Annotated in this window: 20 protein-coding genes; 12 read left to right on the top strand and 8 right to left on the bottom strand. The window is 45.7% G+C overall.

Annotated features, from left to right (window positions below):
• Positions 1-6: 6 nt before the first annotated feature.
• The 3 genes from RDK53_RS01745 to RDK53_RS01735 all read left to right on the top strand — a co-directional run bounded on the left by RDK53_RS01745 (position 7) and on the right by RDK53_RS01735 (position 3530).
• Positions 7-1002 (top strand): asparaginase, encoded by a 996-nt coding sequence (locus tag RDK53_RS01745; RefSeq protein WP_308513003.1) that lies wholly within the window; start codon positions 7-9, stop codon positions 1000-1002.
• 155 nt (positions 1003-1157) lie between these two features.
• Positions 1158-2351, top strand: coding sequence for an MFS transporter (locus tag RDK53_RS01740; protein WP_308513002.1), 1194 nt, complete (start codon positions 1158-1160; stop codon positions 2349-2351).
• A 342-nt stretch (positions 2352-2693) separates the two neighbouring features.
• Positions 2694-3530, top strand: a complete 837-nt coding sequence (locus RDK53_RS01735) for a transglycosylase SLT domain-containing protein (RefSeq protein WP_308513001.1) — start codon at positions 2694-2696, stop codon at positions 3528-3530.
• 76 nt (positions 3531-3606) lie between these two features.
• On the opposite strand, the gene RDK53_RS01730 is transcribed toward RDK53_RS01735, so the two are convergent.
• On the bottom strand, positions 3607-4320 hold the full coding sequence (locus RDK53_RS01730; RefSeq protein ID WP_308513000.1) for a 16S rRNA (uracil(1498)-N(3))-methyltransferase: 714 nt from the start codon (positions 4318-4320) through the stop codon (positions 3607-3609).
• Positions 4321-4510: 190 nt separating this feature from the next.
• Here RDK53_RS01730 and tkt point away from each other — a divergent pair, with 190 nt between their 5' ends.
• The 4 genes from tkt (at position 4511) to RDK53_RS01710 (ending at position 10131) form a co-directional block, all read left to right on the top strand.
• Entirely contained in the window at positions 4511-6529 is a 2019-nt protein-coding gene (tkt, locus tag RDK53_RS01725) for a transketolase (protein ID WP_308512999.1), read from the top strand.
• A gap of 3 nt (positions 6530-6532) precedes the next feature.
• Positions 6533-7546, top strand: a complete 1014-nt coding sequence (gene gap, locus RDK53_RS01720; RefSeq protein ID WP_277039746.1) for a type I glyceraldehyde-3-phosphate dehydrogenase — start codon at positions 6533-6535, stop codon at positions 7544-7546.
• Between the two features lie 56 nt (positions 7547-7602).
• On the top strand, positions 7603-8811 hold the full coding sequence (locus RDK53_RS01715) for a phosphoglycerate kinase (protein WP_308512998.1): 1209 nt from the start codon (positions 7603-7605) through the stop codon (positions 8809-8811).
• 510 nt (positions 8812-9321) lie between these two features.
• Positions 9322-10131, top strand: coding sequence for a MetQ/NlpA family ABC transporter substrate-binding protein (locus tag RDK53_RS01710; RefSeq protein WP_308512997.1), 810 nt, complete (start codon positions 9322-9324; stop codon positions 10129-10131).
• A gap of 119 nt (positions 10132-10250) precedes the next feature.
• Here the strand turns inward: RDK53_RS01710 and RDK53_RS01705 are convergent, their stop codons facing one another.
• Positions 10251-10907, bottom strand: coding sequence for a VTT domain-containing protein (locus RDK53_RS01705; protein WP_308512996.1), 657 nt, complete (start codon positions 10905-10907; stop codon positions 10251-10253).
• A gap of 176 nt (positions 10908-11083) precedes the next feature.
• On the opposite strand from RDK53_RS01705, the gene mutL reads away from it, so the two are divergent.
• Both mutL and miaA read left to right on the top strand, forming a co-directional pair.
• Positions 11084-12988: a DNA mismatch repair endonuclease MutL gene (mutL, locus tag RDK53_RS01700; RefSeq protein ID WP_308512995.1), complete on the top strand. Its 1905-nt coding sequence runs from the start codon at positions 11084-11086 to the stop codon at positions 12986-12988.
• A gap of 36 nt (positions 12989-13024) precedes the next feature.
• Positions 13025-13930, top strand: coding sequence for a tRNA (adenosine(37)-N6)-dimethylallyltransferase MiaA (miaA, locus tag RDK53_RS01695; protein ID WP_374041551.1), 906 nt, complete (start codon positions 13025-13027; stop codon positions 13928-13930).
• Here the strand turns inward: miaA and RDK53_RS01690 are convergent.
• The 6 genes from RDK53_RS01690 to RDK53_RS01665 all read right to left on the bottom strand — a co-directional run bounded on the left by RDK53_RS01690 (position 13923) and on the right by RDK53_RS01665 (position 20553).
• On the bottom strand, positions 13923-15107 hold the full coding sequence (locus tag RDK53_RS01690) for an MFS transporter (protein ID WP_308512993.1): 1185 nt from the start codon (positions 15105-15107) through the stop codon (positions 13923-13925). The genes miaA and RDK53_RS01690 overlap by 8 nt on opposite strands.
• 79 nt (positions 15108-15186) lie before the next feature.
• Positions 15187-16113 (bottom strand): autotransporter outer membrane beta-barrel domain-containing protein, encoded by a 927-nt coding sequence (locus tag RDK53_RS01685; RefSeq protein ID WP_308512992.1) that lies wholly within the window; start codon positions 16111-16113, stop codon positions 15187-15189.
• A gap of 179 nt (positions 16114-16292) precedes the next feature.
• The gene (locus RDK53_RS01680) at positions 16293-17804 is read right to left on the bottom strand and encodes an alanine/glycine:cation symporter family protein (protein WP_308512991.1); all 1512 of its coding nucleotides are present in this window, start codon (positions 17802-17804) and stop codon (positions 16293-16295) included.
• Between the two features lie 173 nt (positions 17805-17977).
• A complete protein-coding gene (gene purM / locus RDK53_RS01675; protein WP_308512990.1) occupies positions 17978-19009 on the bottom strand; it encodes a phosphoribosylformylglycinamidine cyclo-ligase in 1032 nt (343 codons plus the stop codon).
• A 104-nt stretch (positions 19010-19113) separates the two neighbouring features.
• Positions 19114-19323: a hypothetical protein gene (locus RDK53_RS01670; protein WP_066593721.1), complete on the bottom strand. Its 210-nt coding sequence runs from the start codon at positions 19321-19323 to the stop codon at positions 19114-19116.
• Between the two features lie 240 nt (positions 19324-19563).
• On the bottom strand, positions 19564-20553 hold the full coding sequence (locus RDK53_RS01665; protein WP_308512989.1) for a LysR family transcriptional regulator: 990 nt from the start codon (positions 20551-20553) through the stop codon (positions 19564-19566).
• Positions 20554-20969: 416 nt separating this feature from the next.
• Between RDK53_RS01665 and RDK53_RS01660 the strand changes: the two genes are divergently transcribed.
• The 3 genes from RDK53_RS01660 to RDK53_RS01650 are packed head-to-tail and all read left to right on the top strand — an operon-like array spanning position 20970 to position 25365.
• Positions 20970-22022, top strand: a complete 1053-nt coding sequence (locus RDK53_RS01660; protein ID WP_308512988.1) for a porin — start codon at positions 20970-20972, stop codon at positions 22020-22022.
• A gap of 47 nt (positions 22023-22069) precedes the next feature.
• Positions 22070-24772 (top strand): molybdopterin-dependent oxidoreductase, encoded by a 2703-nt coding sequence (locus RDK53_RS01655; RefSeq protein WP_308512987.1) that lies wholly within the window; start codon positions 22070-22072, stop codon positions 24770-24772.
• Positions 24772-25365 (top strand): 4Fe-4S dicluster domain-containing protein, encoded by a 594-nt coding sequence (locus RDK53_RS01650; RefSeq protein ID WP_066593710.1) that lies wholly within the window; start codon positions 24772-24774, stop codon positions 25363-25365. Before RDK53_RS01655 ends, RDK53_RS01650 begins: the two co-directional genes overlap by 1 nt.
• Positions 25366-25373: the final 8 nt, after the last annotated feature.

Raw genomic sequence — 25373 nt, 5'->3', positions numbered from 1 at the left:
TTAAGAATGAGCGGAAAGAAGAAAGTTATCGTATTTACAACCGGTGGCACAATTGCCATGAAATACGATCCTAAGGTTAATGGTCTTGTTCCTGCCGTGAGCGGAGAAGATTTGGCAGCAGCTGTCCCGGGTTTAGACAAAGTCGCTGATGTTGAAGTGCGTGAGTTTTCCAATATCGCTAGCCCGGGAATGACTCCCGAGATGATGTTCCAGCTTTCAAAAATGATTAATGAAGCTTTAGAAAGCGAGGAAGTTGCAGGCGCCGTAGTTACGCATGGTACTGACACAGTGGAAGAAACTTCTTATATGCTGGATTTGCTTCACCAAGGCGAAAAGCCAGTTGTACTTACCGCTGCAATGAGAGGTGCCGGAGACACCAGCCCTGACGGTCCCGCAAATATCTATTGCGCAGTAAAGACAGCAGCTAGCGAGGAAGCTAGAGGGAAGGGCGTGATGGTCCTCCTCAATGAAACTATTCATGCAGCCGGCCAAGTCCGCAAAACTCATTCTGCCAATCCTGCTACTTTTGCCTCTCCATGGTGGGGACCCATTGGTTACTGCGATGTGGACAGAGTTGTATTCAGAAGAGAACCATTGAACCGTCAAACCTTTGCTCCTAAAGCTCTCACGGCACGCGTTGATATCGTACCGGCCCAGACAGGTATCGGCCGAGATTACATTGATTACGCTGTCGCAAAAGGCTGCAAAGGCATCATTGTTGAAGGATTCGGCAGAGGAAATATTCCGCCGATGATGGTAGAAGGAATTAAAGACGCAACGGATAAAGGTGTTGTAGTCGTCATAACTACCCGAACTCACGGAGGCCGTCCTTACCAGGTCTACGCTTATCCGGGTTCCGTCACTGACAGCAGAAACAAGGGGGCTATCCGCGGAGGAGAAACCTCAGCTGCGAAAGCTCGTCTTAAATTAATGGTTATCTTGTCCGAGAAACCAGAGTTAGCAGGAAATAGAGAGGAATTGGAAAAACTCATGGACGTATAGAAAAGATTTGACATGAAATCCTAGCTTTTGTTTTTAAGCAGCCGGCCATTTTGTATGACCGGTTTTTTTTTGGAAAGAAGGATATCGGGTTTTACCGTACAGCTCATAACTAATCTAGAATATTTCGCTGAATACAGAGAAAGAGAGGATGAGCGTTGAAAGGGAAAAGTTACTTTTGGTATGCATACAGCTTTTCGACGTTAGGGCGTTTTGTCCATGGGATGGCACTGTCATGGGTGGTATGGACGCTTACTCATTCGCCTATATGGCTAAGTGCAATCGCATTGCTTTCTGCTCTGCCGACTCTTCCGCTTGCTCCCTTGGCCGGGCAAGTAGCCGACCGTTTTCATCGACACAAAATTCTTTTAGTTACTCAGACTTTGGGTTGCTGTGTTGCGGCAATAACGGCTTTCTTGGCTTATCACAATCATTTGACTCCAACTATCTTGGCCGTATTAGCTTTGTGTTTCGGAATAATCAGTTCCGTTGACGGTCCGGCTCTGCACTCAATGTTGGTCGAAAGCGGAGAAACTGTCTCCCAAGCTGTAGCCCGTCAATCGCTGATTATGAACGTAGCACGTTCTTTTGCACCTTTATTAGCAGTTGCAATTATTGAGTCAGTCGGCAACAGCTGGTGCTTTGCCATGAATGCGATTTGCTTTATCCCGATGATCTACATCATGGCCGTGGTCCGCATTCCGAATGCAACGACACAACAGGAAAGAGAAGAAAGCACGGGGATGACGTCCCGACAACTTTTTGCTAAGTACCAAGTACTTAAAGAAGTTTTGCCTCAGGTTGCCTGTCTTTCCATATTAGTGATGCCGTCTGTTGCGCTTTTACCGGCTATTTCATTGAAAGGTTCTGAGCTGGTAAGTTTCGGTTCTATGTCTTCCGGTTTGGGGTTTGGAGCAGTAGCTGCTGCCGTGCTCATGCAGAAAAACAAGCGAATCATTAATCACGTCACCACTGTCTGGATGGGCGGGTGGATCACTTGTATCGGTTTTGCCGTACTTCCGGCACTGGAGTCTTTAGGTTCCCAATGGATTTGCGCTTTAGTTGCCGGCGCCGCATTAACTTTTTCTTTGGCGGCTGCTAATAACGCCGTTCAGCGTAAAGCTCCCAACATTTATCGGGGACGGTTTTCTGCCATGTACTTAGCCGTGATGCTGGGACTTGTTCCGGTAGGACAATTGATTTTGGGTCTCTCGGCAAAGTTTTTCGGGGCAGAACTTGCTGTACGCGGTTGTTCAATTATTGCAATGGTATTAATGGTTCTGTTCGCTTATTTGTCCTCTGAAAGCAGTGGTGGCGGAGAAGAAGAACCTCTCAAAAAGGACACCAAATAAAGGCGGATATCGAATGGAGATTGCTTCTGTCAGAAGGATTTTTGACAAAGCTATAGTATTACTAAATTGCTAACTTGGGTTTTGCAGGCTTGAGCAAGATAGAAAGGTAACCGTGTTCGACAAAATGTAAATATATTTAACAACCTCAAGAACCCAAAATGGCCAATTTTTTTCTCAAGATTTTGGATTGAACCTACTAAGGTCAAAGGTTGAAGGAAAAATTTCAAGAGGAAAGCATCCCCAATTTAGGCGTCACATTTAATTGCATCTGCCTACACAATTTCACTTAATCATTGCTTCTCATTGGTTTTCAAGAGAAAAACCCTATGAGATAATTTTTAAATGATTGATAAAAATACACTATCCGAAGGAGCCGGTGTTGTGACAGCTGGTCGCCGTTGGTCAAAAACAATGAGCGCAGCCGTCAAGTTTCGCAAGTTTGTTCTCGTGGCAGCTGGTTTTTGTCTTCTTACCTACTACATAAACTCGCTTTGTGTGGAGGCACCTGCTACTGAGGCTAACTCAGAGGCGGCTAGTCAAAAGGTCCTTTCTTATTTGAATTTGGATCTGGAGCCGTTTGTTGCTCAAGAAAATGAAGAAGACAGATTGTCTGTCATTCAAGAGCGTGCTGTATCTTTCATATCAAAATACTTTACTAAAGCAAAGGAACAAGATATTAAAGAAGCGGTAGCTCAGGCTTTCATTACCGGAAAGAAATACGACATTGACCCTTTGTTGATTCTGTCAATTATTGCTATTGAATCTTCTTTTAATCCGAATGCTAAAAGTGCTGCAGGAGCTAAAGGTTTGATGCAGGTTCATGTGCGTGTGCATACTTCGAAATACAAACGTTTTGGAGGTCTGAAAGCAGCCAACAATATTGAGGCTGGAATTGAAGTAGGCACTGAGATTTTACGAGAGTACATCAACAAAACAGGTTCACTGGCTAAAGGTCTGAAATTCTACGTTGGCGCCGCAAATCATAGAACTGACAAGGGCTACGGGAATAAGGTCTTGGTGATGAGAGACAATCTTCGTTATGCGATTTCCGGAGATGTTTCGACGGCGTTAAAAATGGCGAGAAGCGGGAAGAGGGTTCTCCCGGCTAATGAAACTAAACACTTGGCTTCATATTCCACTCACATCAATCCTGATGGTAGTGTGAGTGCTACAAATTAATTTTTCTAACCACATTTTTCAAGAGCTTTTCTTCCGCGAAGAAAAGCTCTTATAGCATGTGTCCATCAAAAGGATCTTAATTCCAGTCCCACAATGTGTGGGCATAAGAGGCCGCCACAATACCGGCGGTTTCAGTTCTGAAAACGAATCGGCCTAGCTGTTTCGGCTCAAATCCTTTCTCCGTCAGAAGCTGGATCTCTCGTTGGGAAAGACCGCCTTCAGGTCCGATTGCAAAAGAAACTGACTCTATTTTTTCTTCTGCTTTCTCTGAAAGAGTTGCTTGAGGCATCATGATGAAATTTTTCTGGATTCCTTCAGGATTGAAATCTTGGAGGGAGGAAAGCCAGGAAACTTTAAGCAAAGCACTTCTTTTGCATTGTTTGCACGCTGAGACGACTATTTTGTTCCAGCGTTCCATTCTTTTAAGAAGTTTGTCTCCAATTAACTTTACTTCCGAGCGATCGGCCGGAAAAACGATAAGTTCCGTTACTCCGAGTTCGCAGGCTTTTTCGACAATCCAGTCCATTTTTTCATTAGAGACTAAGGACTGAAGAAGGACGATTTTTAGAGAGTTTTCCTGCGTGTAAGCAGTTTCTAAAATCTTTACGGATGCGAAGTCTTTAGCAAAGTGGATTGTGCCTTTTGCTGAATTTCCGTTGCCGTCAAAAAGTTCGGCCTCATCATCTTCGCGCATGCGCAAAACTCTCATTGCGTGGTGTACGGCCTCCGGAGGCAAAACAACTTCTTCGCCGACTTTATAAGCGGTGTCGGGAACATAAAATCTCGGCATAAATTTACGAACTTCTCTTGTGGAATTAAGTAAGAATAATACTGTTTGTCGTCTCTTTGCCTCAAGAGCTTTACTTTGAAATATTTTGAACTAAGTTCAGTATGTTATATGCGTACTCATCTTGGTAAAATGGCAGAGTCTTGAACTTCCTGCCCTATGGCAGGTTTTTAAATATATTTATCTTTCTATCATGACATCATCAGTCTCCGCTAAGACTATGGCTAATGCTTTACGTGCATTAGCCATGGACGCAGTACAGAAGGCAAAGTCTGGCCACCCGGGAATGCCGATGGGAATGGCAGATATCGCAGTTGCCCTCTGGAAAAATCATCTTCGTCACAACCCAAATAATCCGAAATGGATCGGCCGAGATCGTTTCTTGTTAAGCAACGGTCACGGTTCCATGCTTCAGTACGGGCTTCTTCATCTTTCTGGCTACGATTTGAGCCTTGATGACCTCAAGAATTTCCGTCAGCTGCACAGCAAAACCCCGGGACATCCGGAAGTTGGTGTAACTCCAGGTGTAGAGACTTCTACAGGACCACTGGGACAAGGAATTGCAAACGCTGTCGGTTTTGCTTTAGCAGAAAAAATGCTGGCTGCCGAATTTAATCGTCCTGGTTTTGACGTCATCGACAACTACACTTACGCATTCCTCGGAGACGGATGCTTGATGGAAGGAATTTCCCATGAAGTATGCTCTTTGGCCGGCGTTTGGAAGCTCAATAAACTTATCGCTCTTTATGATGATAACGGTATTTCTATCGACGGAAAGGTTGAATACTGGTTCGCTGATGATACCCGCAAACGTTTTGAATCCTATGGCTGGAATGTAATCGGCCCGATCGACGGTCATGACGCCGAAGCGGTTTCCGAAGCAATTGCTCAGGCTAAGAAGTCCGACAAACCGACTTTGATTGACTGCCGAACCATCATTGGCTTCGGCTCTCCCAATAGACAAGGCACCAGCAAAGCCCACGGAGAAGCACTCGGGGATGAAGAGATTGCAGTAACCAGAAAAGCCATCGGCTGGGAATACGGTCCTTTTGAAATTCCTGCAGAAGTTTATGAAGCTTGGGATTCCAGAGCTAAAGGCGACATGGAAGAAGCTGCATGGAATAACCTTTATGCAAAATACAAGGAAGCTTATCCCGAACTTGCTGCTGAGTTAGAACGCAGAATGGCCGGGGAACTTCCTGCTGATTGGGATGATGTTGCTTTCAATGCCATCTTGAAGGCTGTTGAAGAAGAAAAAACGGTCGCCAGCAGAAAAGCTAGCCAGATGGCTTTGAATGAGTTGGCACCGCACTTGCCTGAGTTAGTCGGCGGTTCTGCTGACCTTACTGGTTCCAATTTAACCAACTGGAACGGTGTACAGGCCTTAAGAGCAGACAACATGCTTGGCCGTCACATCAACTACGGCGTGCGTGAATTTGGTATGGGCGCCATCATGAATGGTATTGCTCTTTACGGCGGATTCATTCCATACGGCGCAACTTTCCTGACATTCTCGGACTATGAGAAGAATGCCATGAGAATGGCAGCTTTGATGAAGCTCAGAACAATTTTCGTTTACACCCATGACTCTATCGGTTTAGGCGAAGACGGCCCGACTCATCAGCCGATTGAACACTTGGCCAGCTTGAGATTGATCCCGAACATGGATGTTTGGAGACCGGCCGATACGGTTGAAACCGTTATTGCTTGGGAGAGCGCTATCGAAAGAAAGGACGGCCCGACATCTTTGATTTTCTCCCGTCAGAACCTTCCTTTCATGGTTAGAGAAGAAACTAACGCAGATGACATCGCAAAGGGCGCCTACATTTTGGAAGAAGCTCCTGCAGGCAAAGAACAGACCGAGGTTGTTCTTTTGGCTACAGGCAGCGAAGTAGCACTTGCCGCCGAAGTCAGAAAGATTTTGACTGCTGAAAATATCCAGGCTCGTTTGGTTTCCATGCCTTCCACAACCGTATTTGATCGCCAAGATGAAGCCTATAAGACTGACATTTTGGGCAACGGCTTGCCAATCGTGGCTATCGAAGCTGCTTCCACAGGACTTTGGTGGAAATACGTCAAAGGCAACGGCACTGTAATCGGACTCGATCAATTCGGAGAGTCCGCACCTGCCAAGGATCTGTTTAAACTTTATGGATTCACTGTTGAAAATATCGTGAATACTGTTAAAACCACACTTAACAAGGGGAAATAATAGATGACTATCAGAGTAGCAATTACCGGCTATGGCCGTATCGGCCGTATGGTTCTTCGTGCTTTCTATGAAGAAAAGAAATGGCCTGACATGAAAATTGTCGCTATCAACGATACAGCCAAACCTGAAGCCACAGTCCATCTTACTAAGTTCGATACAGCTCATGGTAGATTCAACGGCGATGTAGCCTGGGACGACGGCTATCTCGTTGTTAACGGCGACCGCATCAAGATGGTTTCCGAACGTGATCCGCGTAAGCTCCCTTGGAAAGATTTGGATATTGATATCGTGTTAGAGTGCACAGGCGCTTTCCGCGATAAAGAAAGCTGCATGGCTCATATCGAAGCCGGAGCAAAGAAAGTATTGATCGCCTGTCCCGGCAAAAATGTTGATGCCACCATCGTTTACGGTGTTAACCAAGACGTATTGAAAGCCAGCGACGTTGTTGTTTCCAATGCTTCCTGCACAACAAACTGCTTGGCTCCGTTTGTTAAGCCTTTGATGGAAAAAATCGGTATTGAAGACGGCATGATGACAACCGTTCATGCCTTCACAAACGACCAGGTTTTGACAGACGTTAAGCACAAAGACTTGAGAAGAGCCAGAGCTGCCGGCCATAACATCATCCCGACTAAGACAGGCGCTGCTAAGGCAGTCGGTGAAGTTATTCCTGAAATGAAAGGCAAGCTTGACGGTTACGCAATGCGTGTTCCGACAATCAACGTTTCCGTCTGCGATTTAACTTTCAACGCAACTCGTCCGACAACTGTAGAAGAAGTTAACAAGATTCTTAAAGAAGCTTCTGAATCTAAAGAACTCAAAGGAATTTTGGGCTACAACGAAATGCCTCTAGTTTCTTCTGATTTCAACCATTCTCCGTATTCTTCTATTTTCGATGCAACCTTGACTAAGGTTATCGACGGAACTCTCGTGAAAGCCGTTGCTTGGTATGACAACGAATGGGGTTTCTCCAACCGCATGCTCGACACAGCAACCGCAATGTATAACGCCAAGTAATTAGTTCGATTTGGAGCCCGAAGAAATCTTCGGGTTTCCTATTTACAGGATTAGAAATGAAAGTTAAGACATTAGAGTCATTAGCCAAAAACGGCGAACTTAAGGGTAAGCGAGTCTTCATCCGTGCTGACTTAAACGTGCCTCGCGGTCCGACAGGCAGAATTTCCGACGACCACCGCATTCGTGAGTCTCTTCCTGCTATCAATATGGCTTTGGAAGGCGGCGCTGCCGTTATGGTCTGCTCTCACCTCGGCCGTCCTAAAGAAGGCGAACTTACTGAGAACGACAGCTTAAAGGGCGTAGCTGATTACCTTGGCAAGCTTCTCGGCAAAGAAGTTAAGTTTGCTACAAACTGGGTTGACGGTGTTGATGTTGAACCCGGTGAAGTCGTTGTTCTTGAAAACTGCCGCGGAAACGTCGGTGAAAAGAAAAATGATGAAGAGCTGTCCAAGAAAATGGCTGCTCTCTGCGACATTTACGTCAATGACGCCTTCGGTACTTCCCATCGTGCTCAAGCCACTACAGAAGGTATGGCTAAGTACGCTAAAGTTGCCTGCGCCGGTCCTCTTCTTGCAAAAGAAATCGATGCTTTGACTGCAGCCGTCGGAGGCGCTGAACATCCGCTTGTTGCTGTTGTCGGCGGATCTAAAGTCTCTACTAAACTTACCATCTTGATTCACTTGGCTCCGCTGGTTGACACCTTAATTGTCGGCGGCGGCATTGCTAACACATTCTTGCTTGCTCAAGGCAAGAAGATCGGCAAGTCTTTGGCTGAACCGGAACTTGTTGATGAATGCAAGAAGGTTATGGAAGTGATGAAAACTAAGGAAGGAAAGCTTCCGTTCCCGCTTCCGGTTGACGTTGTTGTTGCCCGCCATATGGGTTATGACGCCGGTTTCAGAATCTGTGACGTTGACGATATTCAAGATGATGAAATGATTCTTGACGTTGGTCCTAAGACAAGCATGATGCTTCGCGGCGTGATGGATGGTGCTAAGACCATCATTTGGAACGGTCCTCTCGGAGTATTCGAAATGGATAACTTCAAGGAAGGAACACATGACTTAGCCCGTACGATTGCGAAAGCAACTAAGGCCGGTGCGTTCAGTATTGTCGGCGGCGGCGATACCATTGCTGCGGCAAAGGCCTTCGATGTAGCAGATAAAGTCTCCTACATTTCCACAGGCGGTGGCGCTTTCCTGGAATTCTTGGAAGGCAAGACGCTTCCTGCCGTTGCAGCTCTTGAAGCAAGATTTGAAAAATAATTTTTGCTGAAAGCTCATGATGAACAAAAAGCCGGGGAAAACCCGGCTTTTTGCAAAAAGTATTTTGAAAAAGAAAAAAACGCGAATTTTTTAATAAACTAATTTTCGTTGAAACGAAATTAAGTTCAAAAACAAATGTCTTATATCAATAACACAGCCGGCTATGAAGCGTTTACCAACGCCGCTGCTGCTATTGATTTTTCTCTGCGAATGTGCCGAATGTGCTAACCCAATTTCCTTAAAGGATTTGGGCGTCTTTATATTTTTCTATCGAAATTTTTATAAAGAATAAATATATTTTTTAAATATATTTAATTAGCAAAAGATCATGAATTCGGCAATTACAAGCATAAAAGTATCTATAACTCATACAAACTTTCTCAGAACCTTCTCAGAGTTCGAGAAGTTATTGTTGAAATCAGTTTCTCATCAAATTCGCGTGTCCGTCGAGTGTTGCGACACGCTAGACATCTCCATTTCTAATTTCTTATTACTTTCAAAGGAATCATCATGTTAAAAAGACAAACCTTAAAGTTGCTGTCCTCTCTGGTCATTGTCTCCGCCTTGGCTTTGACGGGATGCCAGGATAAGAAACCTTCTGAGCTGAAGGTGGGTGCTACTGCCGGCCCGCACGCTGCAAATGTGCAGAAAGCTGCTGAAGTTGCAAAGAAAGACGGTCTAAACGTGAAGGTAGTTGAGTTCACCGATTACATCACGCCGAATAAGAGCCTGGCTGAAGGAGCTCTGGACGTGGTTGTCTATCAGCATGAACCTTTCTTGAATAACTTTAACAAACAGCAAGGTACCGACCTTAAGAATATCGGCAAAGCAGTGGTACAGCCGATGGGTTTTTACTCTAACAAGATCAAGAGCCTGGAGACGGTTCCTGCAGGCTCAACGGTCGCCATCCCAAATGATCCGACCAATGAGGGCCGAGCCCTGATTCTTCTCGAGCAGGCCGGCCTCATTCAGCTGAAAGCCGGTGCCGGTGGTACCGCTACTGTCCATGAGATTATTGAAAATCCGAAGAAATTGAAATTTAAAGAACTCGAGGCTGCACAGTTGCCAAGAAGTTTAGAGGATGTTGATTTTGCTTGCATTCCGATGAACTATGCAATCAGCGGTTCTTTATCTCCTCAGAAACAAGGTTTTTACTTTGAGTCCAAGGATGCTCCGTACGCTTTGATTGTCATCGCCTCTCGCGCTAATAATGCAAACGATGAGCAAGTTAAGAAATTTGTGAAGGCCTTCCAATCTCCGGAAGTGGCTAAGTTTATTAAGGAGGAGTTCAAGGGTGCCGTAGTACCCGCTTGGGAATAAAAGAAGAAATTTTTTGAGTTAAAAGAGCTCATCAACAAGAGGCTGAGTTTGATGAGCTCAAAAGAAAAGCTGTCTTCCGGGAGCGGGAGACAGCTGAAGGATATTCTGAGGCCGATTAATTAACTTGTTTTGGTACCGAAGTATTTTTTCCACAATTGGATGCACATGGCAATCGTGAATGGTCCGAGTGCAGCCAAGATACCGACAATTAAAATCAGAGAAAGATTGTTTTTGATAAACGGGATATTGCCGAAAAGATATCCTGCTCCAACGATAGAGCCTACCCAGAAGAGGGCCCCGAAACCGCTGTAAAGTTCAAATTTAACGGTGTTCATTTGAGCTGCCCCCGCAACTAACGGAGCAAAGGAACGAACAATCGGAACGAAACGGGCAAGAACAATTGTTTTACCGCCATGCTTTTCATAGAAGGAATGTGTCTTTTGAAGAGCAGATTGATCAATCCATCCAATCGAGCCGTCGTAGATTTTTTTACCCAGCCACGATCCGATGTAAAAGTTGGTTGTGTTTCCGACAATGGCACCGGCTGTAATAATCAGAATGAGAGCGATCGGGTTCATGACTCCGGTTGCCGCGGCCGCCCCCGAAATAAAAAGGAGAGAATCACCGGGCAAAAATGCGCAAATGACAATGCCTGTTTCTGCAAAGAAGATAAGGAAGAGAACTATGTAAATCCAGATCCCGTAGGCCTCGGCAACATGAAGAATAAATTGATCGGCGTTTCTAAAAAGCTCAATCGCTAGGTTAAGGAATTCCATCAAAAACTTTCTCAGTGATTCACATGACCACGTAATTCTAGACGAAAAAGGATTTTTTCACTAAGCAGGATAAGTACTAGAGCAGGTTCAAGAGAAATAGACTCAAAGCCGAAAAATTCTCTCTGTTTTCAAGAAGATGGCAAAACAGAAAAAACTTTCGGATATACAATACCGGAATGATCGAAACTGAAAAAAGAAGAGCTTTTCGGGAGATTCGTGAGCTTCCTGACCAGCTTATTAGTCAAATAGCAGCCGGAGAGGTTATTGAAAGACCTGCCTCCGTAGTAAAAGAACTTTTGGAAAACGCCATTGATGCGGGTTCTACTCATATCGAAATTAGATTGGACGGCGGCGGCATCAAACGAATATTGATCCAGGACAACGGCTGCGGGATTCCGAAAGAGTCCCTTTCGCTTGCTTTAAAACGTCATGCTACAAGTAAGGTTAGAAATTTAGATGAACTCGAATCTATTTCGAGTTTGGGATTTCGAGGCGAGGCCTTAGCATCGATTGCCAGCGTAGCTGATCTTCATCTCTCATCTAAAGTTGAAGGGTCAGATGGTTTCTCTATTTTTAAAGAAGAAATTACGCCTGCGGCTTTGAAGAAGGGAACACGTATCGAGGTCACGGATCTTTTCTATAAAACACCGGCCCGGAGAAAATTCTTAAAAGGAGAACCAACTGAACAGGCACATTGCCTGACTTGTATCAAGCGCATCGCCTTGGCTAACCCGGAGATAGATTTTTCAGTTTTTGCAAATGGCAAAGGCGTGTTGTCTCTGCCGCCTTCAACTTTGGAGGCCAGGTTAGAGCGCATGATGCCTAAAGAATTTTTAGAGGCTCATCGCACTGTCAGTGCCGAAACTCCTTCAGTTAAATTGTACGGTTGGGTTTGTTTGCCAACTGCCGCTAAAACCCGTACGGACTGCCAGTACTTCTATGTTAACGGACGCTTTGTTAAGGACAAGGTGCTTACTCATGCTCTGCGGCAAGCCTATGCAGATGTTTTGCACGGTTCTTCTCAGCCTTTGTACTGTCTGTTTTTGGAGATTGACCCGCTGAAGGTAGATGTTAATGTTCATCCGACAAAAAATGAGGTTAGATTTCGAGACTCATCTGCTATTCACCAGTTCGTGTTTCATGCAGTCGAAAGCGCAATTTCGCAGTCGGTTCTTGCGGATCCATTGACGGGTGAACTCACGGAAAAGGAAAGCTTTAGTGGGCTTCAGGAGGATGAGCCAAAACGGACGGCTTACGGAAGCGCCGGAGAAAATAGTTTTCCGCCGAGAAAAGAATACACATTGCGCGGAGATGACGGTTACCAGCATTACTTAGATTTTTACGGAAAGAATGAGCGTTCTGCTGTGTCTGCTCAGTCCAACTTCCCTACGACTATTCACTCAATGAAGGCAGACGAGGAGGCAGAGGATCTTTCAGGCGGCACGTCCTCTCACTTCGCTGAAGAAGGAAAGACAGAAAATGAGGTCTACCAGCCTTTGGGAAGGGCGGTAGGACAGATAGCGGGTACTTTCATCATTGCGGAAAATGATAAAGGCATGGTTATCGTCGACATGCACGCAGCTCATGAAAGAATCGTATATGAGCGCCTTAAGAAAAGTTTTGACAGGCGAGAAGTTGTAACTCAACAATTCCTAATTCCCTATGTTTTCAGCGTTACCGAAGAGCAGATGGCAGTGTTTGAAGAGTGTAGGGACCAAATCGCCGAGTTGGGGCTAGATTTATCAGCTGTTGGTCCGACACAGCTTAGTTTGCGAGGAGCTCCGGTCATGCTCGACTCCAAAATCGGCAAAGAGGGCGAAGACTTAGTTCGTGATGTTCTCGAAGACATGCGAAAGTATGGGAAGTCGTCCGTTCTTGCGGAAAAACGAAATGAGGTATTAGCAACGATTGCGTGCCACTCTGCAATTCGCGTAAACCGGCTCTTGACTCTCTCTGAAATGGATGCCGTTTTAAGAGATATGGAAAAAACTGATCGTGCTGACGAATGCAATCATGGGCGTCCAACCTGGGTTCAAATTTCACATCGAGAACTCGACGGCTTCTTTATGCGGGGAAAATAATTGACGACTCAAATACTGAAAGATGCTGATGCGGTGATGCTTCTCGGGCCGACAGCCAGCGGAAAGACTGCACTTGCGTTAAAGGCAGCCAAGATAGTGCCTTGCGAAATTATTTCTATTGACTCGGCACTGGTCTATAAAAAAATGAATATTGGAACCGCAAAGCCCACAAAAGAAGAGCTGGAACAAGTTCCTCATCACCTCATCGATATTATTGAGCCTACGGAGGCATACTCGACTGCAAGTTTTGTTTCCGACTGCGAAAGACTGGTAAAAGAAATAAGAGCCAGAGGACGTCTGCCGATAATAGTGGGCGGAACAATGCTCTACGCTAAAGCACTGAGGGAAGGTTTGTCGGAATTACCGACGAGCACACCGGAAGTAAGGGAGAAGATCGCTAATCTGCTCAAAGAAAAAGGCCTTCCTTTCCTATATGAGGAGCTTAAAAAAGTCGATCCGGACTCAGCCCAGCGCTTATCTCCAAACGATACACAAAGAATTTCGAGGGCCATGGAGGTCTATGAGTTATCCGGGCGTCCGTTGACTTCTTTTTTTGGAGAAGTAAAAGGAACGGAGTTAAATATCCCGACCTTCGCTCTCTTTCCTGAAGACAGAAAAGAACTTCATCAAAGAATAGCGCTTCGCTTTGAACAGATGTTGGAAAACGGGTTTCTTGATGAGGTTAGAAGCTTGAAAGAAATACCGGGCCTAACAAAAGATCATTCCAGCATACGCTGCGTCGGCTACCGTCAAGCGTGGGATTATCTTGACGGACTGACAAGCTTCGATGAATTTAAAGAAGCAGGGATCGCAGCTACCCGTCAGTTAGCTAAACGCCAAATCACCTGGCTAAGGTCAATGAAAGACGTAACTTTGCTAAATGGTACTTCACAGGAAAACGAAAATACTTTCTTAGAAGCGTGCCGTCTTGCTGCTAGTTAATGGCTTTTCGATTGCAGAGAATTAACCAGGCTGCGTAGGGAAGGAGAATAAGTCCGGAAGCGGCGATAACGAAAGCGTACCCGCAAACTCCGGCACCCCAAGCAGCAATTAGCGGACCAAGCGCCATTCCAACGTGTCCGGTCAAGAAATTGAATCCGTAAATCTGGCCTTTTTCTTCCGGAGGGCAGACTTGGGACAGAATAGCATTAACGGTAGGAATTAAACCTGCAACTGCAAAACCGCCTAAGAATCTCCAGAAGGTCAAGCCTTCTACGCTGTCCGGAACCACCTGAAGAGCAATAACTGCAGCAGAAAGCACAAGACAGATGAGGAGAACTTTCATAAAACCGAACTTCTGGCCGGCGGCTCCTAATAAAGGAGAAGCAATCATGACGGAGATTCCGCTGATCGAAAAAACGGTTCCGGCCACGAGTGTAATGTTATCCATGCTTCCTTGAAGTTCAGCGATATAGAGCGGGAAAATCGGCTGAAGAGAAAACAACGCCGCATAAATGACAGCCGAGCCTATCAGCATCTGCATGATGGCAGGAGACTTAAGCACGGAAAAATCAAAAAATGGCTTTTTCTCTTTGATGGGTTCGTGTTTTCCTTCTTTACAGTAAAAGAAAATTAAAACAGTAATAATGGCTAATGCCACTCCGGCAATATAAAAAGAATTCCGCATGCCGAATTGAGTGGAAAGAACGCCCCCGATGAATGGACCTCCGATTCCTCCGATTGTCATTCCTCCTTGAAGCAAGCCCATACTCAATCCGATTTTATTGTTCGGCATTGTGGTGGCCACAAGAGCAAGAAGTGCAGGATAGAGACCGGCGGACAGGCCTTGAAAAACTCTCGCAGCAAACAGTCCTTCGACAGTGCTGACGAGGCCGCAAAGCGTATAACTTATAGCCAAACAAACGGACGCCCGCAAAGCCATTAATTTACGGCTTTTTCTGTCTGCAATAACTCCCCAGACCGGACCTAACAGTCCGCTGATAAAGAAGGTGACGGAAAAGACCGCTCCGGACCAAAGATTGACATCATCCGGAGCAACCTTAAGGTCTTGAACAAGATAGAGAGGCAAAAACGGTGTGACCATCGTAAAAGATAGTTCCATCAAGAAACCCGATGCCGTTAAGACAATAAGCGGGATTATCCAGCCGTTTTTGTTCATACAGATTGTTTAGAGAAGAGGTGTTTATTGTTCTTATCGGAGAAAAGGACTGAGGCAGGTGCCTCAGCCCTTTTTAGCTTTAGTACATGAATTGATAGTTAACCATCAAGTCTTGTCTGAAGCTGCCGTGCGGAGCCGCACCTGCACCGTAGGTCAACCCGAATGCATGCTGACCTTTAGTAGTCTCAATTCCGAATTTGCCTCGGAAAGAAATAGAGTCTGCAAATCTTGAGCTGTAGAAATCATCTTCAACACTAACATTTACTTTTCTCTTACCGGCAGTAGGAATGACAGCCAAATCTAACATCGTTCTGGTTCTCCAGCCGCCACCGCAAGTAAATTCATAGCCTGCATTCACGCCAACCGGGAATTGCCAAATGTTTTGATCTCCGAGGTGGACAGTATCTCCCTCAACGTCTGTGTAATTGTCGTTTTTGAGATGAGTGAAGCGGACGCTATAGTAAGGAACCCAGCTAATGCCCCCGGCAACGAAGCTGGTTTCAAAGCGGATGCCGGCGTTAATGGCGGATCCTTTGACATGGCTGAAATCAGGTTTATCTTTGCTATAGAGGTAGCCCAGGTTTGCAATGACGTTTACTCTTTGTCCTTTCCAAGTGGAGTAAAGGTTAACGCCTCCCCAGTGAGAATCTAATTTTTCCTCATCCTCTCCAGTACGTTTTAGCTTGCCGGCTCCGCCATTAATTGAAAGGCCGAGGCGGAAGCTGTCAGCAATGACATGGTCGTAACCGAGAACAAGCCCGGCACCTTTATTTCTCATGTCTTCGTGGCTGATTCGATGGGTATAACCAAAGCCTTCTAACCAAGGATCTCCTTGCTTGTATTGAACATTCCAGCCGTTGAACAGAGGGCCGGACATGGATAAACGAGATTCAATGATATCTTGGTTGATGTTGCTTACGTCATAGCGGTTAGCGGTTGTCACCAAAGCCATGGACGGCGCAGAAACAGCTAATAAGAGTAAAGCGGAAAGTTGTGAAAGTTTCATGATTCTTTAATTAGGTTGTAGTCATTCTCTGCCTAACTACTGGCAGATGGGACGTTGGTTATGGCTAATAAGACTAAGTATACAAGCAAGGTCAAAGCCAAACAAACGTCAAATCTTGGCTTGGACTGGCCACGAAAAGAAAACGACCGCTTATGCGGCCGCTTTCTTGAGCAGAAGAATTAAACGTTTAACACGTTGCCTTCCAAGTCTTCTCGCGAACCTTGTTCGAGTTTTCTTCTTTCTCTATCACGGATTTCTTCGGCTCTGCCTCCGGTCCAATAAGTGGCATTTTTAATACCTAAAGCTTCCGGATGGAAAACAGGGTCTAAACCAATTGACTTTTGTTTTTCGTAATCCTTGAGACTGACAAAGGCTTGTTTGTGCATAAGAAGAATAGCAATGACGTTAAGCCAAGCCATTAAACCTACACCGATATCGCCGATTGCCCATGCCAGTTCTGCAGTTTTGATGGCGCCGAAAACCGTAGCGCACAAGAATAAGAACTTAAGAAGGAAGTAAAGGGTCGGCATCTTGAGCTTTCTATTCAAGTATGCAACGTTTGTTTCTGCGATATAGAAGTAAGCCAGGATTGTAGTGAAGGCAAAGAAGAACAAAGCGACAGCAACGAAAGCCTGTCCAAAGCCCGGCATTAAGCTTTCAACGGCAGCTTGAGTGTAGGCAGGTCCGGTCGCTACGTTTTTTAAACCCTCGAAAATATGATTATTGTCCGGGCCGACGACGTTGTAGCTTCCGGTAATCAAAATCATGAAAGCGGTTGCAGAGCAGACAAGCAATGTATCTACGTAAACGGAGAAGGCCTGAACTAAACCTTGTTTAACGGGATGGCTCACAGAGGCTGCACTAGATGCGTGAGGACCTGTGCCCTGACCGGCTTCATTAGAATAGATGCCGCGCTTGACACCCCAGGAGACGGCCATACCGAGGATGGCACCGAAACCTGCATCCATGCCGAAAGCACTGCTGACGATAAGCTTCAGGATGTCTGCAAGCATATCCACATGCATGAAGACAATAACTAAAGCCACAATCACATAGGCTTGAGCCATGAAAGGAACAACCAGGGCAGTGAAGGCGGCAATGCGTTTTACACCGCCGAAGATAATGAAGCTAAGGAGTGCTGCAACGACAGCAGCGGAAATTGCCGGAGTAATGCCGAAAGCGTTTTCCATACTGACGGCAATTGCGTTGGATTGAACGCCGGGAAGGAAAAGACCGGTGGCGAAGATTGTGACGATAGCAAATAACCAAGCAAACCACTTAACGCCGAGACCCCGTTCGATATAGAAGGCGGGACCGCCACGGTATTCACCGTTAATTTTTTCCTTGTAGATTTGGCCGAGGGTGGATTCTACAAAGGCCGAGCTAGCGCCTAAGAAGGCAACCATCCACATCCAGAAAACGGCGCCCGGACCTCCGAAGGTAATTGCCGTAGCAACACCGGCAATGTTGCCGGTACCTACACGGCCCGCAAGTGTCATGGACAGAGCTTGGAAAGAAGAGACGCCTGTGACGGTGTCTTTAGGCTGAAACAAGAGCTGCCACATATGCTTTAAGTGGCGAAGCTGCAGGAAGCCGCCTTTTAAGGACAAGAACAACCCTGCACCCAAACATAAATACACCAAAGCCGGGGACCAAACCCAGGCATTTACGGTGTTGACAATCGATTCCATTTTTTCCCCTTTGCAAGGTTGTTAAACCATGACATAAAAATTACAACAAATAAAAAGGGCATGTCACAAATTGAAATACTTTTTTTGTTGCAAAAAGGAAAGTACTGAGGCTGACGAGTTTCCAAGAAAAAGAGCGAGGACAAAGCCTCGCTCGGTAATCAGTTAGGACCGGTTTATTTAACTACGCAACCCGGAGCTCCTTCCGGACGAGCCTCGATTTCACCGATACGGTACACGGTTTCACCGGCCTCGCGGAAAAGCTTCATAGCTTCTTCGGCCTTGTCGGCTGCAACAATTACGGCCATACCGATACCGTTATTGAATACTCGGTACATTTCATGATCTTCGATATTGCCTTTTTCTTGAAGCCAATTGAAGATTTCCGGGCGCGGCCAAGAACCGGCTTTGATAACTGCCTGTGTATTGTCCGGAAGAATTCTGGGAACGTTTTCCAACAAACCGCCGCCGGTGATATGGGCCATTCCTTTAATTTCCACTTTTTCCATAACGGAAAGAACCGGTTTGACATAAATTCTTGTCGGTTCCATGACGGCATCGGCAAGAGTCTTATCTCCGATTTTTTCTTCCCAAGAAGCACCGCTGACTTCAATGACTTTACGGATAAGAGAGAAACCGTTGGAGTGAGGGCCGCTGGAAGTTAAACCAAGAACCACGTCGCCCGGAACAATAGATTTTCCGTCAATGATATTTGCTTTATCGACTACGCCGACAGCAAAACCAGCCAAGTCATATTCGCCTTCCGGATACATTCCCGGCATTTCCGCTGTTTCACCGCCGATTAAAGCACAACCGGCAAGTTCACAGCCGCGGGCAACACCGCCGACTACTTTTTCTGCTACGTCGACATCGAGGTGACCGCAGGCAAAGTAGTCAAGGAAGAATAAAGATTTGGCACCCTGAACGAGGATGTCATTGACGCTCATGCCGACCAAATCCTGACCGACAGAGTCATGTTTATTGAGAAGGAAGGCAAGCTTAAGCTTTGTACCGACGCCGTCTGTGCCGGTTACAAGGACGGGTTCCTTGTAATCCTTTGAGACTTCAAACATAGCGCCGAATCCGCCGATAGAGCCGAGTACTCCGGGGATTAAAGTCTTCTTGGCTAAAGGTTTGATTCTTTCAACCAGTTCGTCTCCGGCATCAATAGAAACACCGGAGTCTGCATAAGATAATGGTTTTGTCATCGGAATTGAGAAAAAAGCTAAAAAGATTAAGCAATTCTAGCAAGCTATCCGAGGAAAAATAACTTTTCCTCGGATAGCCCCGATTCCGAATGCATGGATTCTTTTCAGTCTTTCAAGTAAGTGAGGTTCTTTACAGACTCATCGACTTTGTAAGTCAAAAAATTACTATCAGAAGCTAAAAAGATCATGGTGGCTGGAGTAGAGCCGAAATTTCTTCTCAATAAAGAGAAAAACCCACGCGAGAATTTCGGTTCCTCAGCATTTCTCTTCCGCAGCTCTTTGCTGAGCTTGCTCCATCTGCAAGATTCAAACATAGGTGCCTCCTAAAGTAAGAGTCAAAAAAACCGACCTCTCCAGAGGCGGAGGAGAAGTTTATCTACGTAGTAACTCTTAGTCAAATTCCTTGAACGTTAACAATTCTCGAAATGAGAACTGAAGCACAAGAACCGGTATGACGCAAGAGCCGTCGTCGGAAGATCTGCGTCAATTTGTGATACTTCTTTGAACGGCTGTTCAAAGAAGTGGAGACTCGAATAAATTGCGACAACTCGAAACTACGAAAAAGGTAAGGATTCAAACAACTCGGCGGCATTTCTTTGAGCCTGCTCGATAATTCTTCTTCCTTTGACCACTCGGTCCAAAGCAGAGTCCGCTTCGGATTGTGCCCACCAATCTGCAAATTTTCTCAGTTCGCTGTTTTCCAGATCTCTGTCTCGGCGTGTGACCAGGCTCATAATCCACGGCGCTCTTTCCCAGCCGGGAAGAATGGGTACTAAATCTCCGTTTTTGATTTCCTCTAGTACGTGCCCGAAATACAAATCTGTCGTAATCCCTTGATGGTTTAGAAGAAGTCTTTTAATGGCGAGCTGATCATGGGTGAGAAACAAAGTCTTCCATTGCAGCAGATTAGATTGCTGCGAACCTTTATAAAGGAATCGGGTGAGAAGATGAGTTTTGGTTTTAAGAAGCAAACCCGTGTGTTTCTTGAGATCGTCCACAGTGCGGGGAAGGCCGTAACGTCTTAAATACTCCGGCGAGCAAAGCACAGGAGTTGAAGTTTGCATGAACGGCCGGACCACAAAATTTGTTTCATCCATTAATCTTTTATTTACGACGAGGACGTCAGCTTCGTCATTCATTAGAGCGTCAGGCCCGGCTTCGGGAACCACTTCAAAACTGACCATAGGATGCGTCCTAGAGTATGCCAAGAGTTTCTGAGAATAAAACTCTTGCATGATCTCAATTGGTGAACCGATGCGGATTAAACATTTAGACGCAACGCCTTTTGAAAAATCCAGCATCTGGCGGAAGCTTTTGAGGATCGGCTCGGCAAGAGAAACAATAATTTCACATTTTTTTGTAGGCTTGAAAGGTCGTTTGCTTTTATCCAGTAGTTCGTAGCCCAGTTCTTTCTCTAAAGAAGAGATAAGTCTGGAAACCTTGGGGATGTCCATATCCAACAGTAGGGCGGTTTTCGAGACATTTCCCGTTTTAGCGGTTAATACAAGTGCTTCCCAAGCTTCAAGATTTTGCGAAATATTCATGGAAAAACCTTTAGAGGGTTTGTACTTAGTTTCTTTTTCTCGTGAATAGCTGTTTTAACTATTTGAATTAAAAGGTTAAAAATCATTATCTCACTAGTTTGTGAATTTTACAAACTTCTTTTCAAAAATACGATTTCAGAAAAAGCTGTTTTTGAAAAAATACAAGCACCCCAAACAAAAAAGAGTCCCCCAAAATGAAAAAACTACTTCTCATCCCAAGTAAGAGATTGAAGCTGTAGAAAGCGTTCTCTTTCCGCAAAAGATCAAATAAAAAGCCGCCGATTTATTAACACAGTCAGTTTTACCAGGACGTACTGTGAATAGGAAAACCTTGCTCTAAATCAGCCGGTTCGTGCTTATCGGCAGCTGATTTTTATTCTACAGCACGAATTGGCATCAATTTCTTAGGAGAAAAAATGAAAAAGATCCTTCTCGCCCTTGCAGGCCTTGCCGCCGGTTCGGCTGCCTTCTGTGCCTCAAACGTTACTCTCTACGGCATCATTGAAGAGGGAGTATTGGTACAAAAACCAAAACATCAAGATACAACGGTCCAGCTTAAAAGTGCTTTTGACTTAGGTTCTCGCTGGGGTCTTCGCGGACAGGAAGATTTAGGAAACGGCTACAGCGTTGGTTTTACGCTCGAACAAGGATTTTCACCGGATACCGGCGCCACAGCTAATACCACTTATGGAGCTAATGCATTCACCCGTGAATCCGTCCTTTGGATTCAGAGCGAAAGCTTAGGCCGTCTGGCTTTCGGACGTGCAGCAACCTTAGGATCAGGTCTCGGTACTTATGACATGCAGACCGGATACGCATTCATGAACGGTTACGGCCTAATCGGCTGGGATAACTGTATGAATAATTTCCTCCGTACCAATAACAACATCATTTACCGTTCTCCTAATCTCAATGGTTGGACAATCGGATTGATGTATTCAAACGGCATTAAAGACGACACCAACAAATGGTCAGACAATTGGCATTATTACGGCGCCGGCGTGAAGTATGCAAAAGGGGCAGTGAAATCCTCTTTGATATTTGAAGTTGAGTCAAAAGACAAATCGGTCGATCCTGCTGTCCAAGCTAAATATGCCCTGAACTATGGCATCGAATACAACACCGGAAGCTGGACTCCGATGTTCACTTATCGTTTTGTTACCCAAGACAAGAACCTTAAAGCTCATAAATTCGGTCTTTCCGCAATTGTTCCTTATGCCGGAGGTCGCTTCAAAGTTGCTGCCGCTTATATGTTCGGCAAAGACGAAAGAATTACTGTCGGTACCGACAAAGTCAATCATTGGCAAACAGGCGTGGCCTACGAATATCCGCTCTCTAAGAGAACGGTTCTTAAAGCTTCCGCCGGGTACGCAGGTTCCGGAAAAGGCTGGAAAGAATATGGTTATGCCAATGACGGGAACATCTACAACGCATGGCAGGTATATGCCGGCATGCACCATTTCTTCTAATTCATCTCTGAACTTGTTTTTGCAAGTTAGCTAATTTGGAGATTTCAATGGAATTATCAAAATTAACCAGAAGAAGTTTTAATAAAGCCGCCGCTTTTTCTTCAGCTGCACTCTCCTTGGGAGCATTGTCTTCCGGGTTGAAAGAAGCTAAGGCTACTCCTGTTCAAATTAAAAATGCAGAACAGGATGAAACCAAGATTATTAAGACAAACTGCAGAGCCTGTATTTTCAATTGCGGTGTCCTGGCTCACGTTAGAAACCGCAGAGTCGTCAAACTTGAAGGTAATCCTGAATACCCGATGACCAAGGGCTCCATGTGTGCAAAAGGACTGTCCGGTCTCAATGCTTTGTACCATCCGAACCGCAACAAGTATCCGATGATTCGAGTCGGAGAAAGAGGCGAAAACAAATGGAAGAGAATTTCTTGGGAAGAAGCAATCGACACCATTGCCAAGAAACTCATGGAAACACGTGAAAAATACGGTGCAGAAAGCGTTTTCTGCTCCACCGGAGGCGGCGGAAATCCGGCCTTCCGAAGCATCGCTCGTTTCTGCAATATCTTCGGCACACCTAACTGGTATGAACCGGGTTGCGCACAGTGCTACCTTCCGCGTACTTTGGCTTATGGAATTATGTACGGCGGTCCTTCTACCTCTATCGCAGACGAAAGTGCATTAGAAATTTACGTTCCCAATACTCCGATGAAATCTTTCGTTTGCTGGGGAACTGATCCGTCTTACAGCTGTCCTGCAGGCGGCGGAAGAGCATTGGCCGAGCTGCGTGCCCGCGGAGTCAAATCGGTGTCTATCGATCCCCGCTTCACACCGGATGCTGCTAAGGCCGATGTTTGGCTGCCGATTCGTCCGGGAACCGATGTCGCCTTGATGTTGGCTTGGATCAATTACATCATCGAGCACAAGCTGTATGACCAAGATTTCGTGATGCATTGGACTAACTTGCCTTATCTGGTCAATACCAAGACAAAAATGTTCTTGCGTCCTAATGAGATCGTTGAAGGAGGAAATCCTAAGGACTATGTAGTTTGGGATACCAAATCCGGAAGCCCGAAAGTTATGCCGTATCCTTGGGACGACAATTTATCTCCGGCCTTAGAAGGAACTTTTGAATATAAGGGACAGCAATACAAGACCGGCTTCACAATGCTGAAAGAACAAGCAGCTCCTTACACCATTGAAAAGGCAGCCGAAATTTGCTGGCTTGTTCCGGAAAAGATTGTAGAAGCAATTAAGATTTTTGTTGATGGCCCTTCCGGCATTGCATTAGGTGTGGCAACCGACCAGTTCCCGAACTCCGTAGAAGCAGCTATGGGTTCCGTCATTTTGAACGGTTTAATGGGCTACGTTGAGAAACCCGGAACTATGATGCAGCGTTTCCCGTCCGGCGGAACGGCACCGGCCGGTTCCTTGGCTCCTAGAGCTCAGCATTGCTTGCCACATGAACAGTTGTTGAAGAGACTCGGCGGTACCGAGTTTAAAGGTCTGCTTCAGTGGGATGCTGCATCTCCGACAGCAATTTTGAATGCCATCTTAACTGAAAAGCCTTATCCGCTTAAAGTCTGGCTCGAAAGATCCGGCAATAAGTTCAATGTTCTCGGCAACGCCTCTTCTTGGGAACCGGCAATTAAGAAGTTGGATTTTGTGGTTCATATGTACATGTACCCGACTTCCTTCTCCACTTATGCAGATATGCTTCTGCCGACAACTGAGTGGCTTGAAACCAATATGCTTATTGACTGCATGAACTACGTTTTTGCCCGTCAAGCCGTTACTCACACCTATGAAACCGTAGATGAAACCTTAATCTGGTCTTGGATCTTGCGCCGCTGCGCAGAATTGGGACATGAAGGCTGTCAGAAAGCATTAGATCCTGAATTCATGGGTGCAGAACTGCCTTTGTGGAAGACAATGGAAGAACTTCTTGATGCGAAGCTCAAGCGTCATAACGTAACCTGGAAAGAAGTCCAAGAAGGAAAGAACCCGATCCAGTACATGCCGATGGAAAAATGGGCACAGTACTACGTCTACAAGAAGATCAACCCGAAAACAAATCTTCCGTTAGGCTTCCACACTCCGTCTAAGAAGTTGGAATTGTATGGCGAGGTCTTCATCAATTTAGGACGCACGGGAATGCCGTATGTGAAGAAGCCGCTGCCCGCAGCTTCTAAGGATTACTCTCCGCTTCCGTTCTACATGGAGCCTTCTGAAAGTCCTAATCGTGAAATAGCCAAGAAGTATCCTTTGGTGATGACCAATGGCCGTCTTCCTATGTATCACCACGGTACGCTCAGAAACAATCCGATCTCCAGAGAAATCTATCCTCTGCCTGAAATCTGGGTCAATCCGGCAGATGCTAAGAAGTATGGCGTTGCCCAAGGTGATTGGACTTGGGTCGAAAACGACAGGGGCAAGATTCGAGCTAAATGCCGCGTAACCGAAGGCATTCCGGAAGGAATTGTTTATCAGGAACGATTCTGGAATCCTGAAACACTCAATACGCCGACAAGAGGCTGGAAGGAAATGAATGTGAACGTGTTGACTAAAAACACACCTCCTTTCAACGACGTAGTCGGTACTTATACCCTGAGAGGATTCCAGGTGAAGATTTCTAAAGCCGATAAAGGCCCGGACGGCGTTTGGAGCAAACCGGAAGATTTCAAAGTTTGGATGCCTTCCAACAATGTTTCAGAAACCTCAGTCCCCACCTACCCTGAGCATGGGAGTAAAAAATAATGGCACAGAAAACTTTAGTTATTGATTTGGATCGCTGCATTGGATGTTATGCATGCGAAGCCGCATGTAAATTAGAAAATAACGTTCCGATGGGTGTTTACTACAATAAAGTTCTAACCATCGGACCTGTTGGAAAATATCCGGATATCCACCAGTATTTTCTTCCTACCGTCTGTCAAAACTGTAAGGACGCTCCTTGCTTGAAAGTATGTCCGACAGGAGCTACTTACAAGACGGAAGACGGACAGATTCTGGTGAACAAAGAGAAGTGCATTGGCTGCAAGATGTGTATCGCAGCATGTCCTTACGGCGCTCGTTCATTTAATCCGGAAAGCAAAGTGGTTGAGAAGTGCACCCTTTGCCGCCACTTGCAGGAAGTCGATGAAAAACCGGCATGCGTTAAAGCCTGCTGTGCCGGGGCACGATTCTTCGGAGATATCGATGATCCTGAAAGCGATGTTTCCAAGGCGATTGCGGCTGCCGGACCCGAAAACGTTCATTCAATGCCTGATGTCGGCAACAAACCGACGGTTCGCTACATTCTTCATAAGAAGACGGGCGAATGGCAGGTGAAACCTCCGAAGATGTTGTAAGGAGAAGC

Origin of the sequence: uncultured Turicimonas sp. (genome assembly GCF_902477955.1) — a bacterium.
In the GTDB taxonomy this organism is placed as follows: Bacteria; Pseudomonadota; Gammaproteobacteria; order Burkholderiales; family Burkholderiaceae_F; genus Turicimonas.
This window is presented reverse-complemented; position numbering and strand designations above follow the sequence as displayed.

Coding starts and splice junctions, on each gene's coding strand:
- RDK53_RS01650 (WP_066593710.1), top strand. CDS start 24,772: ATGGCACAGAAAACTTTAGTTATTGATTTGGATCGCTGCATTGGATGT.
- RDK53_RS01690 (WP_308512993.1), bottom strand. CDS start 15,107: ATGAACAAAAACGGCTGGATAATCCCGCTTATTGTCTTAACGGCATCG.
- miaA (WP_374041551.1), top strand. CDS start 13,025: ATGCTTCTCGGGCCGACAGCCAGCGGAAAGACTGCACTTGCGTTAAAG.
- RDK53_RS01705 (WP_308512996.1), bottom strand. CDS start 10,907: ATGGAATTCCTTAACCTAGCGATTGAGCTTTTTAGAAACGCCGATCAA.
- RDK53_RS01680 (WP_308512991.1), bottom strand. CDS start 17,804: ATGGAATCGATTGTCAACACCGTAAATGCCTGGGTTTGGTCCCCGGCT.
- purM (WP_308512990.1), bottom strand. CDS start 19,009: ATGACAAAACCATTATCTTATGCAGACTCCGGTGTTTCTATTGATGCC.
- gap (WP_277039746.1), top strand. CDS start 6,533: ATGACTATCAGAGTAGCAATTACCGGCTATGGCCGTATCGGCCGTATG.
- RDK53_RS01730 (WP_308513000.1), bottom strand. CDS start 4,320: ATGCCGAGATTTTATGTTCCCGACACCGCTTATAAAGTCGGCGAAGAA.
- tkt (WP_308512999.1), top strand. CDS start 4,511: ATGACATCATCAGTCTCCGCTAAGACTATGGCTAATGCTTTACGTGCA.
- mutL (WP_308512995.1), top strand. CDS start 11,084: ATGATCGAAACTGAAAAAAGAAGAGCTTTTCGGGAGATTCGTGAGCTT.
- RDK53_RS01710 (WP_308512997.1), top strand. CDS start 9,322: ATGTTAAAAAGACAAACCTTAAAGTTGCTGTCCTCTCTGGTCATTGTC.
- RDK53_RS01745 (WP_308513003.1), top strand. CDS start 7: ATGAGCGGAAAGAAGAAAGTTATCGTATTTACAACCGGTGGCACAATT.
- RDK53_RS01685 (WP_308512992.1), bottom strand. CDS start 16,113: ATGAAACTTTCACAACTTTCCGCTTTACTCTTATTAGCTGTTTCTGCG.
- RDK53_RS01715 (WP_308512998.1), top strand. CDS start 7,603: ATGAAAGTTAAGACATTAGAGTCATTAGCCAAAAACGGCGAACTTAAG.
- RDK53_RS01660 (WP_308512988.1), top strand. CDS start 20,970: ATGAAAAAGATCCTTCTCGCCCTTGCAGGCCTTGCCGCCGGTTCGGCT.
- RDK53_RS01665 (WP_308512989.1), bottom strand. CDS start 20,553: ATGAATATTTCGCAAAATCTTGAAGCTTGGGAAGCACTTGTATTAACC.
- RDK53_RS01655 (WP_308512987.1), top strand. CDS start 22,070: ATGGAATTATCAAAATTAACCAGAAGAAGTTTTAATAAAGCCGCCGCT.
- RDK53_RS01735 (WP_308513001.1), top strand. CDS start 2,694: ATGATTGATAAAAATACACTATCCGAAGGAGCCGGTGTTGTGACAGCT.
- RDK53_RS01670 (WP_066593721.1), bottom strand. CDS start 19,323: ATGTTTGAATCTTGCAGATGGAGCAAGCTCAGCAAAGAGCTGCGGAAG.